This window comes from Facilibium subflavum (genome assembly GCF_003574485.1).
GTDB lineage: Bacteria > Pseudomonadota > Gammaproteobacteria > Francisellales > Francisellaceae > Facilibium > Facilibium subflavum.
Window position 1 is genome coordinate 1 of record NZ_QLIT01000181.1, and the last position, 17,517, is coordinate 17,517.

Consider the following 17,517-nt stretch of genomic DNA (forward strand, 5'->3'; position numbering starts at 1 on the left):
CCGATAAATCGGGCTTTTTTATTTGTAGTAAATCCCTAAATTATCCTTGGTGAGAAAGCATATTTGTTATCGCTTTGCTGATGTTGTATTACAGAATATCTCTAGAGATTGATAATCCACCATTGGTCGCAGCATAAATTGTACTGCCTGAGACAAAAGTGCTTCGAACGATTTGATGCGCTAGGCTGTCCTGATCTGTTTTATTTACCCAGGTTTCGCCATTATCTTTTGAAATGGATAGTCCTCCTCGTGTTGCTGCATAGATTACACCACTGGATACGGACACGTTGTAAATATTATCATCACCTAGACCATGCTGAGTGGTTTTATTTATCCAGGTTTCACCACTGTCAGTGGAAATTGACAGCCCATTACCAGTTGCAGCATATATGATTCCGTTATAAACAAACACTTTGCGAACAGTATCACTGCCTAAACCATTTTGTATTGTTTTAGTTGTCCATGTGTCACCATTATCATTAGAGATAGATAGCCCACTATCAGTTGCGGCATAAATTTTTGTATTTAACACAAATATACCATTGACTGAATCTGCAGCTAAGCCATCAAGTGTTGTCTTATTAATCCAGCTTTCACCTTGGTCTATACTGATTGATAGACCATTTTCAGTTGCTGCATAAACTTTGTCACCTAATACTAAAACATCATTAACGAAATTATCTCCTAAGCCATCAGCTGTTGTCTTATTCGCCCAGGTATCGCCATTATCATGAGATATTGATAGGCCACCAACCGTTCCAGCATAAATAGAATTACCTAAGGCAAATACGCTATGAATTACATTACTTGCTAGACCATCATTCACCGTTTTGCTGATCCAGTTTTTTCCATAATCCTCTGATATGGATAGACCACCAATGGTGCCTGCATAAACTTTATTATCCAATGAAAAAATATCCAAAGTCGTTGTATTTGCAAGCCCGTTTTCTGCTGTTTTTTTGGTCCATAGTTGACCGGGAATAGTTAAAACAGATAAACCTGATACTGTAGCAATATAAATATTACTACCTGATATTAACAGATTATTGATTTGGCTTGATGCAAGGCCATGTTGGGTTGAGTAATTCTCCCAGTTTTGCCCGCCATCATTTGAAATAGAGAGCCCATCCAGTGTTCCTGCATAAATAGTATTATTCAACGCAAAGATCGCTTTTACATGATTATTTGCTAACCCGTCAGCTGTGGTTTTGTTGTCCCATGTTTGCCCATTATCAGTTGAGATATCAAGTCCGCTTGCAGTGGCAGCATAGATGATATCATTATCCCGCCAAACTCTATAAATGCGCTTAGTTGTTAATGTATTTGTCCATGTTTGCCCATTGTCAGTTGATATTGATAATCCCCTTTCAGTTGAGACATAGATATAGTTTGAATCAACAAGGATTCCACGAACTATATTATTAGCAAGCCCATCATTGGTGGTTTTATTACTCCAGGTATCTCCACCATCAATAGAGATGGACAGTCCATTTGACGTTGCTGCATAAATTGTGTTATCAAATACATTCAAACCATTAACAATATTATGCCCTAACCCATCAGCATTTGTTTTATTCACCCAGGTTTCACCACCATCATTAGAAATTGATAATCCATTATTAGTCGCTGCATAAATAATATTTTCTGATACGTAAAGATCATAAACGTTAAGTCCGCCTAAACCATCATTGGTTGATTTACTAGCCCATGTATATCCACCATCATTAGAACTTGATATACCTGCATTTGTTGCAGCATAAATGGTGTTATCTTGTATGAAAATACGATTCACGATTCTGTTTGCAAGCCCATTTGTAGGTATTTTGCTTTGCCAAGTTGTACCATGATCGTTAGAAACAGATAATCCAGTTGTCGTTGCAACGTAAATATTATCTTCTGAGACCGATACTGCGCGAGTACCATTACTGACTAAACCGTCAGCAACCGTATGTGACTCCCAAGTCTCACCGTTATCTGTAGAAATAGACAGGCCGCCGTTTGTTGCTGCATAAATGAAGTTATCTACCGTAAATACGTCTGAAATACTGTTATTTGCTAAGCCATCTTGAGTGGTTTTTGTTATCCAGGTCTCGCCATGGTCAGTGGATATCGATAAACCGGCACTTGTTGCAAGGTAAATTGAATTGTTTATGACAAACACACCTCTAACAATATTATGCGCCAATCCCTCGTTGGTAGTTTTATTTACCCATGTTTCGCCATAGTCAGTAGAAATAGACAGGCCACCACTTGTTGCTGCATAAACGTTATTACCTAAGACAAAAACATCGTTAATTGTATTGTGTGCTAATCCATGGTCAGTCGTCTTATTAGTCCAGTTATCTCCACCATCATGGGAGATGGACAGGCCAAATTGTGTTGCTGCATAAATAGTATTTTCTGATACAAAAACGCTGTTAATGGTACTGTTTATAAGACCTTGATCAGTTGTTATATTGATCCAGTTATCACCATTATTAGTAGAAATGGATAACCCATTGTTAGTTGCAGCATAGATACTATCATCAAGCGCAAATACACCTAAAACAGCATTATCTCCTAAACCATCTGCAACTGTTATATTCCTCCAGGTATTTCCGCCATCCTCAGAGGTTGAAAGTCCAGACTGAGTTCCAAGATAAACTTTATCACCTTTCACATACATGCCTTGAGAGAGAAAATCGCTCGTCCCCTGATGGGTGCGCTGTACGTTGTGTGGTGCTTGATAAAAGTCTGGATAGGTATTTAATGTTAATGGTTTTGATTGCGTTGCTGTGCCAACACCACTGATTTGGATATTTGCATCTAATTTGGCCGGAGATACTGCTGTTGTAGGCGCATAATCAATAACATAGCGACAGGTTTCTCCACGCCCTAATGTATTATTTTCTAAATAACTACATGAGCTTAAGAAAAAGACAGGGATAAACGATAGGCTTTGTGGTGCATAGGAAAAGGTAAGTTCGCTGATATCTTGTACAGCAGAGGTATTTTCAACGGTAACAACTATTTGCTTATTGCCAAGGCGATTTGTGGTGATATGATCTTTTGTCAAAGTAACATTTAATAGTGCTGGAGGCGAGGTTGTCGTGATAGCTTTACTGACGTTTTCTATGTTATCAGCAGTTACCGTTAATGTCCCTTCTCCGGCTGGGCTTGTATTAGCCGTAAAAGTGATAAAACAGCTACCTAACGCAGGAAGCGAAGTACTACAGGTATTTTCTGTCACGGTTACATCGGTTAAAGAAGGTAGCTCAATCGAAAGCCCTAATATATCTACAGGTGAGCTATTTTGGATAGTGATATTTTGCGTTTCGCTTGCTGATAGATTAATAAGTGTTGCAGGTAAGATTGCTACGACAGGGCGTACAACACTGATAGGTTGTGCAAACAGCATTATATTATCAGCATTTACTAAGGTAATAGTGGTATTTTTTGAGTTTGCTGAATTTAGTGCTGATATATCTACATAACAACTTTCTCCATCAGAAAGTACAGTATTACAGGTATTGTTTAAAAAAGATAAACCATTATGATCAGAAGAAAATGATGTATTTGATAAATCAATAGTAACTTCTGAATTATTGGATATGGTAACACGTTTTAAAGCACCCGCACCTAAAGTAATACCTGAAGAATCAAAGTCTAATGTCTTCATTGAAAAAGAAAGCGTATCACTATGGATAGCCCCATCTTGGCCTTGTGCTGTGATCATATAAGCAATATTAGTTCCTGCCAAGGGTAAGGCTGATGTATTTGGTATGACACGAATAAAGCATGTATTTGCTCTTGTTAACACACTGCAGGCTGAGGAATAATGCAATGTAAATTTGTCATTATTACTTGTGTCTATAAATACCAAGGTAACGTTTGAAACACTTTGTATATCGGCTGCAACTTTTAAACCGCTTTGTGATAATTGTGCTAAGGAGATAGCAACTTCCATTTGACTGCCTTGAAGTGCAATATTATTGGAAGATATGCTAAGGCCTAAGGTCTCTGGTGCCTGTGACTCACTAGAGCCTCCGCTACTTGAGCAGCCATATAATAACAATAACATAAAGATAAGAAGTGTACTCCAGAATATACTTTTTAGATACTTAATTAAAACATGCATAATAAACATTCCATAAGTTACAAATAAAACATTACGTACAGTGAATTATAGGTTTTAAGCAGGGCAAATAGATTAAATAAAATCTAAATGTGACTAAGAAATGATCTAATAATTTCTTGGGATTTTGTGCGTCTGTCTGTGTGAAAAGTGTGTTAGAGAATACAGTTTTACACTTGAATGATTGTCATAAAAATACGCCTATTATCATGCAAATTGATCAAGCAATTCCTGAATATGGTCAAGACCACGAGTGATTTCAGCCAAACTGGGGCCAAAGCTTAAACGGACATATTTTTTTAGTCTTTTATTAATTGAACGACGTCGTTGGCCTGGGTTGACGTCGAAGAACTCCCCAGGCACACAAATTACTTTGTATTTAAGCAGGGCTTTAAAAAAAGCCATACCATCTTGTAGTGCTTCAGGAAGGTTTTCCAAAGAAGCAAAACAATAAAAGCTGCCTTGAGGTATCATTGGTAGAACAAATCCCATTTCTCTTAATCGTGTCACCATATAATCACGCTTTTTAACGAAAGTATGCTGTATAGAGATTGCTTCTTTTTGTGCATGTAAAGGATCCAGTAAAGGAATAGCCGCTTTTTGAATCGCATGTACCGCGCCGCCATCTAAAAAAGAACCTGCTGAGGCGATTTTATCAATAATCGATTTGGGGCCAAGTGTCCATGAGATACGTAAACCAGGGTAACGCCAGTTTTTGGTTAATCCATCTACGATAAGTATATTATCCTTGTTTACATCCTCAATAAACTCAGCAGCGCTAAAAGCCTTTTGTTCGGTGTCATAAATATAATGAGAATAAAATTCGTCAAAAATCATTGTGCAACGATGCTGCTTAGCCAATGTTGTTAATTGCTTTAGCTGTTCACCAATAATGACTTGTCCGCTTGGATTATTAGGATTTGATAAAAGAATTCCGCCTAACCCTAAGTCAACTATGGCTTTTTCCATTTGCCTGATATCAGGTTTAAACCCAGATGCTTCATCATAAGGAATCGGGATAGATATAAACCCGCTAAAGACGCTTAATAACTCTTCATAAGCAGTATAATCGGGTAAGAAATGCCCAAGGTTGATATTGCCTAAGGTTGCGGCAATACGGCAAAGCGCTGCACGGCCGCCTGGTGAGATGGCAACGTTTTCATAAGTATACTGAGATGATTTATCCTGACGAAACCGCTGATTATAGAGATTAGCAACTGCTTGACGCAGTCCCATGTCACCGGCAACAGGACTGTATTCAGAAGACAAATAATCCAATGAAATTCCTGCTAAGCGATCTGGATTTTTGTCAATATGGCCAGTCTCAGGCGCACCTTGGCCTAAATTCGACCACTCTTCATTGCCATAGTAGAAACCATGGGCTTGTGCCTTTGACATAACATATATGACCCCTGTTTTAGGGACCTGTTTAAAGCCGTTTTCTTGCATGGTATATATTTGCTTATTTTTCTAAAGACATCAGTATATATGACTGCAAAATGATTTACACTATTTGTGAGTTATTTTGATGCAATACGAACAGGAAAGGCACAGATACAATAAAACAGGTTCAATAGGGGCGGCTGGATAAAATATTACGCTTTTTATTTGTTGTGTAGTCTCTGCTTACTTAATAGGGTTGTAAGAATAATGTCATCCTTACGTAAAGCACGTCATCGTCGCTTGGCGGCGATCCACGTGATAATCGCAAGTAACTAAGGCAGTAATGGCTAAAACCAAAAGCTGTCCTTTTAGGTTTTCTGCAATTGGATCAGCCTTTGCATACGGCCCCAACCGGTTATTGGTAAGCAATGTTCTGGCGTGGATTCCCGCCAAAGCTTTGCTTTTCGGGAATGACTGCACTGAAAATATTTATGTGATTCACCAAGCAGAATAAATGAGAAGTTCTTGAAGTAATATACAATACGTAACTTCAGTAAATTATAAAAACCCTGAACCTACTGACGCTTTTTCCTATTGTTTTCCAGTCTAAAAGAAAAATACCCACCAACAACGATTGCCGTGGCGATAATCGCAATCATCACAGTAGCTAGTGCGTTAATTTCAGGGGTTGGCCCATTTTTAACGGTGGAGTAGATATACATTGGCAATGTCGGATCACTGCTGCCGGCGACAAATTCAGTGATAACCAGATCATCAATGGATAGGGTAAAGGCCAGTAAGAACGAAGCAACCAAGGATGGAATAATCTGTGGCAGGGTGATTTGAAAAAAAGTTTTAGCAGGCCGTGCACCTAAATCCATCGCTGCTTCTTCAATAGATCGATCAACACTGGCAATTCTTGATTGCATGACAATCGTGACATAGGCCGTACAAAAAGTTATATGCGCCAGAATAATCGTCATCATCCCACGACCATGTGGCCAGCCAATGATGTTTTGCAGCGAGGTAAACATGAGTAATAAAGACACCCCTAAAACAATATCAGGCAAGACCAATGGCGTTATGACCATGCCATATAAGAAGTTTTTACTGCGAAAGTATTTAAAGCGGGTCATAATATATGCCACAATCGTGCCTAAAATCGTCGCACACAGTGAGGCGGTAAGTGCTACCTGCAAGCTGATTAATGCGGCATTGATAATGTCACTGTCTTGAATAAGCTCATAATACCATTTTAAGGTGAAGCCTCCCCAAAGGTTGATGATTTGAGAGTCACTAAACGAGAATAGAATCAATACAAATAAAGGGGTGTATAAGAAGATAAGGCCAAGTATTAACATGGTTTTGCTAAAAGGAAATAATCGCATTTTGCTCTCCTTAATAATGCAATTGACGTTGCTGGATCTTTTGCATCCAGATTACCGGCAGCACAAGAATAATAAGTAAAATGACAGAAATAGCTGCAGACATGCCCCAATTATTAGCAGTAAAGAACTGCTCCCAAATCACACTACCGATCATCACGCTGTTTAAGCCCCCCATGATTTGTGGGACGACAACCTCACCGACAGCTGGAATAAAGACCAATAAGCTTCCGGCAATAAGCCCAGGCATAGATAATGGCAGCGTGATTTTAAAAAACGTTTTTATGGGCTTGGCACCCAAATCAGCTGCAGCATCATTTAAGATGGGATCAAGCTTAATCAAAGTGGCATAAAGCGGTAAGATTAAAAAAGGCAGATAGCAATAGACCATGCCCAGATACATGGAAAAATCATTATAAAGCAGCGCCATGCTTGGCAGGCCAAGCTTCATTAAAAAGGCATTGAATTTGTTATTACCAAGTAAGGTAATCCATGCATAGGTGCGAAGTAAAAAGGAAGTCCAGTAAGGGATAATAATGAGAATGAGAAAAATTTGTTGGGCTTGTTTTTTCATTCTAGCAAGTGCTAAAGCCATAGGATAACCGATAAGAATGCACATTAAAGTGGTTAAAACCGCAATTTTCACCGAATCAAACAATGCAATATAGATAAGCTTGGCGTGTAGCGTTTGAATATAATTGCTAAGATGCAAAATGATGTGCAGTGTTTCATTAGCATAGGTGAAAAGTGCACTAAAAGGTGGGGTTCCATCGGCAGGGATCGTAAAGCTTATCGCCAGTACAAATAAAAAGGGAATTAATAAAAAGATCAAAAACCACAGCATGGGAATGGCAATGATAAAACGATGCTGCCATTTTTGAATAAAATCAGGTGACAGATGTTTCATGAATATAACACCATGATGTTTTCCTGTTCCCAGGTCAGATAAACAACATCATCCCATGTGGGGTGATCCGCATTACGCTCAACGTTAAAATCCGTAGCCTTAATCAGCTTGCCAGAGGCCGTTTTTACATGATAAGTTGAAAGTCCACCCATGTAGGCGATATCCTGGACCTTGCCAATTGCTGTATTGATTGGTCTTTTAGGGTCATAACCTTCAGGTGGTGTTTTAGAAATCATGATTTTTTCAGGACGAAGACCAACCCAGATTTGCTGTCCTTCAACACCTTCAATTTTACGATCAAGCTTAAAAGCACATTTGGTTTCATTGGATTCAATAATGCTAAAACCATCATCAATCGTATCAATAGCACCTTCAAAGATGGCACTTTTGCCGATAAAGTTAGCAACAAAACGGCTTTGTGGGAACTCATAAACTTCCTGAGGTGTGCTTATCTGTTCAAGCCAGCCCTCAGACATAATACCAATGCGTGTTGCCATCGTCATGGCTTCTTCTTGATCATGTGTTACCATGATAAAAGTGCTACCGGTTTGCTCTTGAATGTCAACAAGTTCAAACTGCATCTGATCGCGAAGGTTTTTATCCAATGCAGACAAAGGCTCATCCAATAGAATTAATTTAGGTCTTTTGGCTAAGCATCTTGCTAAAGCTGCACGTTGCCTTTGGCCACCGGAAAGCTGATGGGGCTTTCGTTTGGCAAGATGTTCCATCTTAATGATTTTCAATGCAGATTGCGTACGTTTAATAATTTCTTCTTTGGGAAGTTTATCCTGCTTTAAGCCAAACATGATGTTTTGCTCAATACTCATATGTGGGAAAAGTGCATAGGATTGAAACATCATATTAATCGGGCGATCATAGGCAGGGACTTTTGTCATATCAACCCCGTCGATTAAAATCTTGCCATCTGTGGGCTGCTCAAATCCTGCCAGTAGACGTAAAAGCGTGCTTTTACCGCTGCCTGAGCTGCCAAGTAACGCAAAAAATTCTTTTGGATAAATATCAAGGGAAATCCCGTCAACAGCCGTGTGACCATCATCGAATCGTTTGACAAGGTTACGAATGCTAATCAGTGGTTTTTTATTGGTTATACGCTCCATTGGGCATAAATCCCCCATCGGTAAAAGTGTTCAAATTTGGTATGCCTAGGATAGTCATATTTTTAATAAATGGCAAAACAAGTTTGAATGTTTTGGTTAAGTTTTTATTCTTAATTATGTAAACTTGCCTGATACAATAATGGCGGGAAATTATTCATGGAAACAGAGGCGCTTAATAAAGAAAATAAGTCTTTTAGTGAGTTACTGAAAGATATAGTTAATTTTCTGACTTGCATAGCTCTCGCGGGTATCGGACTTGCAATCGTTGCTTATGCGTTATATGCGATGGATGCTGGCATTGTTATGGACTCTTATTCAGTTGGTATGCTTGTGGCAGAGATATTACTACTATTTGCGCTAATAGTTTCTTCATGGACACTTTATGTAGGGGCGATTTTTTTATTTATAATACTGTTCAAAGGCTTGAAAATATGGAGAAATGGTAAGTTTTCTGTGAAAGATGTTAGTCCACTAGTTTATAAAATGTGTGAAAATTCTGGATGGGCTGCTGGTGTGATGTGGCTGATGTGTCTGCCCCTTTCTGCTACTGGAATTTATTTAACTGGTTGGATGTTGCCACTTTTTATTGGTTTCTGGTTAATTATGGACATTATTGAAAGAGGTCAAAAGCTTAAGTATTCTAAAGCAGTAACTTATGTAAGTTTCCTCTTTGCCTTCGTTATCATAGCAATGTTTATTCCTTATAGGGGTGGTATGACTAGTATCTATGCCAAAATCAGTAATCTAAGAATAGATTCGGCATTTGTAGTGACAGACGACCTAGTATATAAAAATGCGACTGTGCTAAATTCGCAGGCAGATCCGCTACCAATTCGCTGTGGTGGGGATCTGTTATTAATCAAAGGTGTTAAGACAGTGCTTTATGCAAAACAAAATCATCCCCGAGCTCTTAATATTGAGCTTGTTAAAGATATTATTTCCAATCATCCAAAGGTGATTATATGCCACGAGAAAGCAATGGCTTAGCATATTGAGTATGCTTAATCAATCAGAAAATTTTGCCAAGACTAAATTTCACAAACTTTAATGGAAAGTTTGTGCCGTCAGGTAATACGCCACCTTAATATTTATTGCGTCAGTTCTTGGTCTATGACTTCCTCAGCACCGATTAAAGGTAACAGTCGAAGGATCACGTTTCTAAAAACACCTTCTTCTGCTTTGGCGATAAATTTGCATTTACGATCTTTCCACGATAATGTTTGCACAATTGAGGTTACAACAACAGATGGACTATCGATGTTATGAATAGGTACCTCAGTTGCGCCACCTCGTATAGATGTACTAACAGGACAGTAAATAACTGTAGCTGTTTTTTTATTGTACTCTTTTGATGAAAGCACAAAAGCAGGGCGGTATTTGCCGATTTCTTTGCCTTTTTGTGGCTCAAAATCAAGCCATACAATATCATTGCGTTCAGGAATATATGCTTTAGTCATGCCACTCATTACCTTTTGGTGCTGCTAATAGCGCATTATGGGCTTTTGGGTCGAGTTCTTTAAGAAGCGATGATTCAGAAAAAGGCAATATTTTTTTATTCTTGGCCTTTGTGATATATAAACCGTCATCTTTGATTTCAACATCGATAGCGGTCCCTTCCTTAAAATCTGTTAATTCTTTTAAGGCGCCTGAAAGCCTAATACCAAGGCTATTACCCCATTTTAAAATTTTTGCATTGATATGCATTGCTATTCTCCTAAATAAGTTAATTATACATAGTATAACAAATTTAAGGAATGACACCAAATTTACGCTTATTTTTCTGGGTAGTGCTTTAACACAATATCACTGCCTTGGATCTTAATATAACTCCCTGTTTTAAACCAGTCCCCAAGCACATAGCGCGTATAACTGTCTTTATGGTGGATATCCATTAAGTGGGTGTGCCCATGGATAAGTGTTTGATAGCCATTAATATATTTTTGAATGCCTTTTTCAGTCACATCGATGATTTTATATTTTTGATTTTTTTGCTGTGATTTCTGACGGATTTTTTTAGCAAGCTTTAATCGTAAGGATAAAGGCAGGCTTAAATAAAGTTTTTTAACTAGAATATTGCGGGAAAGCTTGCGAAATAACTGATAGCTTTTATCATCCGTGCATAATAAATCCCCATGCATCAATAAGATTTCTTGGTTTGTTGCCTTTAGGATAAAGGGGTCGTCAATCAGTGAGATATTGGCTTTTTTGGCAAAGCTTCTGCCAATAAGAAAGTCGCGATTACCATGCATTAAAAAGATTTCAAGACCATTGTCGCGCGCTTTTTTGAGTTTATCTGCAATTATCTGGTTAAAGGGAGTGGGGTCATCATCTCCAATCCAATAATCAAAAAAATCTCCCAGGATATACAGTTGTGTATTGGCTTTAGCGATATCATTTAAAAATTGCTCAAACAGCTTTACGATCACCAGGCGATCAGCACTTAAATGTAAATCCGAGATGATATAATACGTTTTGCTCATCGAATGCATGCGTTTTGGGGTGTGATTTTAGTGAAATTTAGTATAACATCACAATCACGATGCGTCAGTTTAAGTTTTAAAGAAAGTCAGGCTTATTATTTATGCAAAACAATTTATCCAATGCGCGTGTACTTGTGGTTGGGGATATTATGTTGGATCGTTACTATTATGGTACAACCAGTCGTATCTCTCCTGAGGCACCTGTTCCTGTTGTCCATGTAAAAAACATCCAGGATCGTGCCGGTGGCGCTGGGAACGTTGCGCTAAATATTGCAGCACTCTCAGCCAAAGCAGGTATCTATTCATTAGTTGGTAAGGATGAAGCAGCCCAAACCTTACAGTCATTTCTGGTTGAGAAATCTATTGACACCCATTTTCTACAAACAGGTTTGCCAACGATTACCAAGCTTCGTGTATTATCACAAAAGCAGCAGTTATTACGCTTGGACTTTGAAGAAGGCTTTCAAAGTGTGAATAAAGCCAAGATGTTTAAAGATATTGCAAAGATTATTTCTGCATATAACGTTATGGTGTTGTCTGATTATGGCAAGGGAACCTTAAGTGATATACAAGGGTTGATTCAATTGGCAAAAAGCCAGGGTGTGCAAACGTTGATTGACCCTAAGGGCAATGATTTCACCTGTTATCGTGGTGCAACACTGATCACCCCGAATAAAAGTGAATTTGAAGCAGTTGTCGGTGCGTGCTTCAGCGAAAAAGATATTATTACTAAAGCCAAAAGTTTGATTGATCAATGTGACTTAGGTGGTTTATTGATTACCCGAAGTCAGGAAGGGATGACACTGGTATTAAAGGATGGAAGTTACAAAACAATCCCAACCGTCGCACGGGAGGTTTTTGATGTAACAGGTGCTGGAGACACGGTGATTGCTGTGATGGCAATGGGATTATCATCAGGATATGATTTTATTTCAGCAATGCGTTTGGCCAATGCTGCAGCCGGTGTGGTTGTTGGCAAAGTGGGTACGGCAACACTAAGCCCAAAAGAGTTGCATGATGCATTACATGCGCAAGTGCCTGTTAATAAAGGGATTCTGACACAAGATGAGGTGCTCCAGGCAATGAAAGAAGCAAGGCTTCAAGGCGAGAAAATTGTCATGACCAATGGTTGCTTTGATATTCTACATGCAGGACATGTGTCATATTTACAAAAAGCAAGAGCGCTTGGTGATCGGTTGATTGTTGCTGTCAATACCGATGAATCAGTTAAGCGTTTAAAAGGACAAAACAGACCTATCGTAGATGTTAATTCCAGAATGCAGGTTTTATCTGCCTTGGCTTGTGTTGATTGGGTTATTCCTTTTGATGAAGATACACCAAAAGAAATTATCAGTAAGCTACTGCCAGATGTTTTAGTCAAAGGAGCAGACTATGAAATCGATGAAATTGCCGGTGCCAAAGAGGTTCTGGCAAATGGTGGACAGGTCAAGACAATTACTTTAAAGCCTGGCCATTCAACTTCCTCAATCGTTGAGCGAATAAAACAACAAGGTGAGTAATGAAACACATTCATATTCTAGGAATTTGCGGCACTTTTATGGGTGCTTTAGCTGTATTAGCAAAACAGCAGGGCTATAAAGTTACCGGTGCTGATCAAAATGTTTACCCACCAATGAGCACCTATTTACAACAGATGGGGATTGAAATCATTTCAGGGTTTGATATAAGCCAGCTTGATTGTAAGCCGGATAAGGTAATTATTGGCAATACAATGAAGCGTGGATTACCAATTATTGAAGCCATATTAGAACGGAGCATTCCTTATACATCAGGGCCTCAATGGCTTTATGATGCCGTGTTGAAAAATAAAAAGGTAATTGCCGTATCTGGTACACATGGCAAGACAACAACGACATCATTGATTGCAAAAATTCTTGATTACGCTGGATTTAACCCTGGTTTTTTTATCGGTGGCGTGCCACAGGATTTTGGTGTTTCAGCACGCTTAACCGATGCTGAATACTTTGTCATCGAAGCCGATGAGTATGACACGGCTTTTTTTGATAAAAGGTCGAAATTTATGCATTATCATCCACAGGAACTGGTTATTAATAATTTGGAATTTGACCATGCTGATATCTTTGAGGGCATCAAGGATATCTATCGTCAATTTCACTACCTTATTCGAACCTTACCTAAATCGGCCAGGATTTTTTATCCCTTGGAGGATGCACATGTTAGTACGTTACTTGATATGGGGTGCTGGTCAACGAAGATCCCGATAAAAACAAAAAATCTTATCCCATTAAGCCCAGATTTTTCACATTTTATGATTGAGGAGGGGAGTGAGAAATGTGAAATCTCCTGGATGCATCTTGGTCTGCATAATGCACAAAATGCCTTAAGTGCTTATAAGATTGCGAAAGCGCTTGGAATTGATACGGTAATTATCGCAAAAGCATTGCAGGAATTTAAAGGTGTCAAGCGTCGCTTAGAGTGCTTATATAAAAATGATTGTTTGGCTATTTATGATGACTTTGCACATCATCCAACCGCTGTTTTGCATACATTAAACGCGGTTAAATCCAAAGCCAAACAGGATGAAAAGGTCATCGCCATTATTGAAGCAAGATCAAATACAATGAAGCAAGGCGTGCATAAAGAAGCCTTGTGTAGCGCACTGAAGGTTGCTGATGAAGTATGGTTTTATCAGCATGAGCAGATGCAATGGCATATAGCATCATTATCTGGTAATGAAAATATATTGGTTTTTGATAGCATCGAAGCCATTGTTGAAAGGTTCAGTCAAAGCTGTATAGAAAAACCATTTCAGCATTTTGTCATTATGAGTAATAGTGGTTTTGGTGGGTTGCAACAGAAATTACAAAATATGGTTGCGTCTAACCAGGCAGGTATTCCAAATAAAGCATAAGCAATGTAAAATATCCAAGCAATGATTTTTATTGCGAAACTATTGGCACTGCGCATATAGTAATAATCACTCATCAAAGGGATTATGGGTTGGTATACAGTGCAGCGTATTTAACATTACACGGATATACAAAAATGACAGAGACGCTTATTGTTGTTGATAATGACTGTCCACTCTTAGATAGCCATGCCGGAAATAACGTTATTTCTTTTGATACCTATTTGCATGACTATCCTAAGTTACACCAACCACATGTGCGAATTATTAATCTTTGCGATACACGACAATATTTGGGAGAAGGCTATTATTGCTCTTTGCTTGCAGAGGCGCGTAATCATGCGATATTACCCGATATTAAAACCATTAATGAAATACGCGATAGTGTCCAGATTATCCTGGATGAGAAGAACTGTACAAAAGAAGGCTATTTATGGCTTAAAGGGGAATCCTTCTCTGAGCCTGTTTATTTCTTCTTTGGTCAAAGCAGCCATGCGGCACTTAATAAATTTGCTAAATACGTTTACATGCATTATCCAGCACCTGTACTTAAAGTTTCAAAAGGTGAGGTGTCTTCTTTAATTAAAGTGGAACAGGTGGCTTTTGATCAATTATCAGCAGCTCAGCAACAACAACTGATTGAAGCACTTCAATATCATGAGTATATGCGCTGGAATGCCAAAAAACATCATAAAAAATATCGTTGGGATATGGCTATTTTAGTTAATCCTGAAGAGAAATACCCACCCAGCAATAAAGGGGCAATAAGCCTTTTTATTAAAGCTGCTGAAAAGCTCAATATTAAAGCAAAACTGGTAAGTGCAGATGAGTTGTTAACGCTTGGCTATTATGATGCGCTATTTGTCCGTGAAACAACTGCAATAGATCACCATACTTACCGGCTTGTGCGACAAGCAGAGTTACAAGGGCTCGTAGTTATTGATGATTCTGCATCAATCCTTCGTTGTTGTAATAAGGTATTTTTGCATGATGCATTTACCTATAACCATGTGCCTAGCCTAAAAACCATGATTATCAGCCGATCAGACCCTAAGGTCGTGCAGAAAATTGAGGAAAATTTTTCCTACCCTGTGGTGCTTAAGATGCCTGAAGGGGCATTTTCTACAGGCGTTTATAAAGTTCATAGTCAAGAGGATTTGGTGGAAAAACTGGACCATATTTTTCACAAATCTACTTTGACGCTTGTTCAGGAATATATGTTTACTGATTTTGACTGGCGTATTGGTGTCATCAATGGACGTGCACTATATGCTTGTAAGTATTATATGGCACGTAATCACTGGCAGATATATCACCACACCTCAACAAAAAGCAGTGCTGGAAAATTTGATTGTTTACCAACTTTTGAAGTGCCAAGAAATGTATTAAATGCAGCATTGCGTGCCTGTAAGATGATTGGCAAAGGGTTTTATGGTGTGGATATTAAGGTAAAAGATGGTCATGCCTATGTGATTGAAGTCAATGATAATCCCAGTATTGATCGTGGCGTGGAAGATCAATATCTTGGTGAGGAGCTTTATATGCAGATTATGTCAGAATTTTTAAAACAGCTTGAATCCCGCGGGAAGTAAGCATGGAAAGCTTTCATATAAGACAGGCAATGCCGTGTGATGTCAAGCAGTTGCTGAATATAGAATATACTTGTTTCTCATCTGATAGAATCAGTGTCCAACAAATGCAATATCTTGTCAGCAAAGCAAAGTCTTCAATTTTTTTGGTGTTAGAAGATACTCGAAAAAATCTTGCCGGATATGTGCTTGCTTTTGCACCTAAAAACAAGGTTACAGCACGTATTTATTCACTTGCTATTTTGCCACAATTTCGTGGGCAGCATTTGGCAAGTTACTTATTGCAGCATTTGTTTGAAATGCTTAATCAAAAAGGCTATCAATATTGCCACTTGGAAGTGCGAGAGAGTGATGAGAAAACACAAAAGCTATATCAAAAGTTTGGCTTTGTACAAATGAAAAAACTTTTGAACTATTATGAGGATGGTGAACATGCATGGCGGATGCGCGTTGTTTTGAAAAGTTAGTCTTTTTTGCGCAAAACAGACAAAAATGCTTCTTGAGGCACTTCGACGTTGCCAACATTTTTCATTCGTTTTTTCCCGGCTTTTTGCTTTTCCAGCAGTTTTCTTTTACGAGAAACATCGCCACCATAACATTTAGCTAAAACATTTTTTCGTAAGGCTTTTACCGTGCTTCTGGCAATGATTGCGCCACCAATAGCCGCTTGAATTGCCACTTCAAACATTTGCCTTGGAATAAGCTCTTTAAGTCTTTCAACAAGCTCTCGGCCTTTATAGGCTGCCTGGTCTTTGTGAACGATACTGGCAAGTGCGTCGACTTTTTCACCATTGATTAAAATATCCAATAGTACCATATTGGCCGCTTCATAACGTTGGAGTTCATAATCTAAAGAAGCATAGCCACGGCTTACAGATTTTAACCGGTCAAAAAAGTCAGCAACTACTTCGATCATGGGTAGGTCATAAACAATAGAGACTTGTCGCCCCATATAGTTTAAATCTACCTGTGTACCACGTTTTTCAACACAAAGGGTAATGACCGCTCCAACAAATTCTTGCGGAACAAGAATTGAGGCGCGAACAATTGGCTCACTTATCGTATCAATCGTTGTAGGAGCAGGTAGGCGAGAAGGGTTGTCAACTTCTATTTCTTCCCCATTTTTCAAAACAACCTTATAAACAACGGTTGGCGCAGAGGTGATTAAGTCCAGGTTATACTCTCGCTCAAGCCGCTCTTGTATGATTTCCATGTGAAGCATACCCAAAAAGCCACAGCGAAAGCCAAATCCTAAGGCTTGTGAAACTTCCGGTTCAAAAAATAACGATGCATCATTTAAACTTAATTTATCCAAAGCTTCACGAAATGCTTCATAGTCATCAGCACTGATGGGAAACATGCCGGCATATACTTGTGGCTGGACTTTTTTAAACCCTGGTACAGGCTTATCTGTTGGGCTTTTGGCAAGTGTAATGGTATCACCGACAGGTGCACCATGAATATCCTTAATTCCTGCAACAATAAAACCGACTTCTCCTGTGTTGAGTTGTTGCAGCTTACTCATTTTAGGTGTGAAAACACCCAGCTGATCAGCTTGATATGTTTTGCCTGTTGACATGACTTTAATTTTATCATTGACCTTTAGTTGGCCATTACGGATGCGCACTAAAGAGACAACACCAAGATAAGG

The 17,517-nt window shown here is 38.8% G+C and carries 14 protein-coding genes; 5 read left to right on the top strand and 9 right to left on the bottom strand.

Going from position 1 to position 17,517, the window contains the following annotated elements; genetic code table 11:
• Positions 1 to 88: 88 nt before the first annotated feature.
• The 5 genes from DNK84_RS10485 to DNK84_RS10505 form a co-directional block, all read right to left on the bottom strand.
• A complete protein-coding gene (locus DNK84_RS10485) occupies positions 89 to 4,117 on the bottom strand; it encodes a hypothetical protein (RefSeq protein WP_119344465.1) in 4,029 nt (1,342 codons plus the stop codon).
• 204 nt (positions 4,118 to 4,321) lie between these two features.
• Positions 4,322 to 5,512, bottom strand: coding sequence for a pyridoxal phosphate-dependent aminotransferase (locus DNK84_RS10490; RefSeq protein ID WP_235826885.1), 1,191 nt, complete (start codon positions 5,510 to 5,512; stop codon positions 4,322 to 4,324).
• A gap of 560 nt (positions 5,513 to 6,072) precedes the next feature.
• Positions 6,073 to 6,885 (bottom strand): ABC transporter permease, encoded by an 813-nt coding sequence (locus DNK84_RS10495; RefSeq protein WP_119344467.1) that lies wholly within the window; start codon positions 6,883 to 6,885, stop codon positions 6,073 to 6,075.
• A gap of 10 nt (positions 6,886 to 6,895) precedes the next feature.
• Positions 6,896 to 7,789, bottom strand: coding sequence for an ABC transporter permease (locus tag DNK84_RS10500; RefSeq protein WP_119344468.1), 894 nt, complete (start codon positions 7,787 to 7,789; stop codon positions 6,896 to 6,898).
• Positions 7,786 to 8,907, bottom strand: coding sequence for an ABC transporter ATP-binding protein (locus DNK84_RS10505; protein WP_119344469.1), 1,122 nt, complete (start codon positions 8,905 to 8,907; stop codon positions 7,786 to 7,788). Before DNK84_RS10505 ends, DNK84_RS10500 begins: the two co-directional genes overlap by 4 nt.
• A gap of 156 nt (positions 8,908 to 9,063) precedes the next feature.
• Between DNK84_RS10505 and DNK84_RS10510 the strand changes: the two genes are divergently transcribed.
• On the top strand, positions 9,064 to 9,894 hold the full coding sequence (locus tag DNK84_RS10510; RefSeq protein ID WP_119344470.1) for a hypothetical protein: 831 nt from the start codon (positions 9,064 to 9,066) through the stop codon (positions 9,892 to 9,894).
• A 101-nt stretch (positions 9,895 to 9,995) separates the two neighbouring features.
• On the opposite strand, the gene DNK84_RS10515 is transcribed toward DNK84_RS10510, so the two are convergent.
• The 3 genes from DNK84_RS10515 to DNK84_RS10525 form a co-directional block, all read right to left on the bottom strand.
• Positions 9,996 to 10,364 (bottom strand): type II toxin-antitoxin system PemK/MazF family toxin, encoded by a 369-nt coding sequence (locus DNK84_RS10515; protein ID WP_119344471.1) that lies wholly within the window; start codon positions 10,362 to 10,364, stop codon positions 9,996 to 9,998.
• Positions 10,357 to 10,611 (bottom strand): AbrB/MazE/SpoVT family DNA-binding domain-containing protein, encoded by a 255-nt coding sequence (locus DNK84_RS10520; protein WP_119344472.1) that lies wholly within the window; start codon positions 10,609 to 10,611, stop codon positions 10,357 to 10,359. Before DNK84_RS10520 ends, DNK84_RS10515 begins: the two co-directional genes overlap by 8 nt.
• A gap of 68 nt (positions 10,612 to 10,679) precedes the next feature.
• A complete protein-coding gene (locus DNK84_RS10525; RefSeq protein WP_235826886.1) occupies positions 10,680 to 11,387 on the bottom strand; it encodes a UDP-2,3-diacylglucosamine diphosphatase in 708 nt (235 codons plus the stop codon).
• 101 nt (positions 11,388 to 11,488) lie between these two features.
• Here DNK84_RS10525 and hldE point away from each other — a divergent pair, with 101 nt between their 5' ends.
• The 4 genes from hldE (at position 11,489) to DNK84_RS10545 (ending at position 16,333) form a co-directional block, all read left to right on the top strand.
• Entirely contained in the window at positions 11,489 to 12,907 is a 1,419-nt protein-coding gene (gene hldE, locus DNK84_RS10530; RefSeq protein WP_119344474.1) for a bifunctional D-glycero-beta-D-manno-heptose-7-phosphate kinase/D-glycero-beta-D-manno-heptose 1-phosphate adenylyltransferase HldE, read from the top strand.
• Complete coding sequence (gene mpl, locus DNK84_RS10535; protein WP_119344475.1) at positions 12,907 to 14,280, top strand: UDP-N-acetylmuramate:L-alanyl-gamma-D-glutamyl-meso-diaminopimelate ligase; 1,374 nt, start codon at positions 12,907 to 12,909, stop codon at positions 14,278 to 14,280. The genes hldE and mpl overlap by 1 nt, the downstream gene beginning before the upstream one ends.
• Positions 14,281 to 14,414: 134 nt before the next feature.
• Positions 14,415 to 15,869: a RimK family protein gene (locus tag DNK84_RS10540; RefSeq protein WP_119344476.1), complete on the top strand. Its 1,455-nt coding sequence runs from the start codon at positions 14,415 to 14,417 to the stop codon at positions 15,867 to 15,869.
• A 2-nt stretch (positions 15,870 to 15,871) separates the two neighbouring features.
• On the top strand, positions 15,872 to 16,333 hold the full coding sequence (locus DNK84_RS10545; RefSeq protein WP_119344477.1) for a GNAT family N-acetyltransferase: 462 nt from the start codon (positions 15,872 to 15,874) through the stop codon (positions 16,331 to 16,333).
• On the opposite strand, the gene lepA is transcribed toward DNK84_RS10545, so the two are convergent.
• On the bottom strand, positions 16,330 to 17,517 hold a 1,188-nt coding region (gene lepA, locus DNK84_RS10550), incomplete at its 5' end, for a translation elongation factor 4 (protein ID WP_119344478.1). The two genes, DNK84_RS10545 and lepA, sit on opposite strands and share 4 nt — an antisense overlap.

Excerpts from the sequence above, each read along its gene's own strand:
- DNK84_RS10485 (WP_119344465.1), bottom strand. The coding sequence starts at position 4,117 with ATGCATGTTTTAATTAAGTATCTAAAAAGTATATTCTGGAGTACACTT.
- DNK84_RS10490 (WP_235826885.1), bottom strand. The coding sequence starts at position 5,512 with ATGTCAAAGGCACAAGCCCATGGTTTCTACTATGGCAATGAAGAGTGG.
- DNK84_RS10495 (WP_119344467.1), bottom strand. The coding sequence starts at position 6,885 with ATGCGATTATTTCCTTTTAGCAAAACCATGTTAATACTTGGCCTTATC.
- DNK84_RS10500 (WP_119344468.1), bottom strand. The coding sequence starts at position 7,789 with ATGAAACATCTGTCACCTGATTTTATTCAAAAATGGCAGCATCGTTTT.
- DNK84_RS10505 (WP_119344469.1), bottom strand. The coding sequence starts at position 8,907 with ATGGAGCGTATAACCAATAAAAAACCACTGATTAGCATTCGTAACCTT.
- DNK84_RS10510 (WP_119344470.1), top strand. The coding sequence starts at position 9,064 with ATGGAAACAGAGGCGCTTAATAAAGAAAATAAGTCTTTTAGTGAGTTA.
- DNK84_RS10515 (WP_119344471.1), bottom strand. The coding sequence starts at position 10,364 with ATGACTAAAGCATATATTCCTGAACGCAATGATATTGTATGGCTTGAT.
- DNK84_RS10520 (WP_119344472.1), bottom strand. The coding sequence starts at position 10,611 with ATGCATATCAATGCAAAAATTTTAAAATGGGGTAATAGCCTTGGTATT.
- DNK84_RS10525 (WP_235826886.1), bottom strand. The coding sequence starts at position 11,387 with ATGAGCAAAACGTATTATATCATCTCGGATTTACATTTAAGTGCTGAT.
- hldE (WP_119344474.1), top strand. The coding sequence starts at position 11,489 with ATGCAAAACAATTTATCCAATGCGCGTGTACTTGTGGTTGGGGATATT.
- mpl (WP_119344475.1), top strand. The coding sequence starts at position 12,907 with ATGAAACACATTCATATTCTAGGAATTTGCGGCACTTTTATGGGTGCT.
- DNK84_RS10540 (WP_119344476.1), top strand. The coding sequence starts at position 14,415 with ATGACAGAGACGCTTATTGTTGTTGATAATGACTGTCCACTCTTAGAT.
- DNK84_RS10545 (WP_119344477.1), top strand. The coding sequence starts at position 15,872 with ATGGAAAGCTTTCATATAAGACAGGCAATGCCGTGTGATGTCAAGCAG.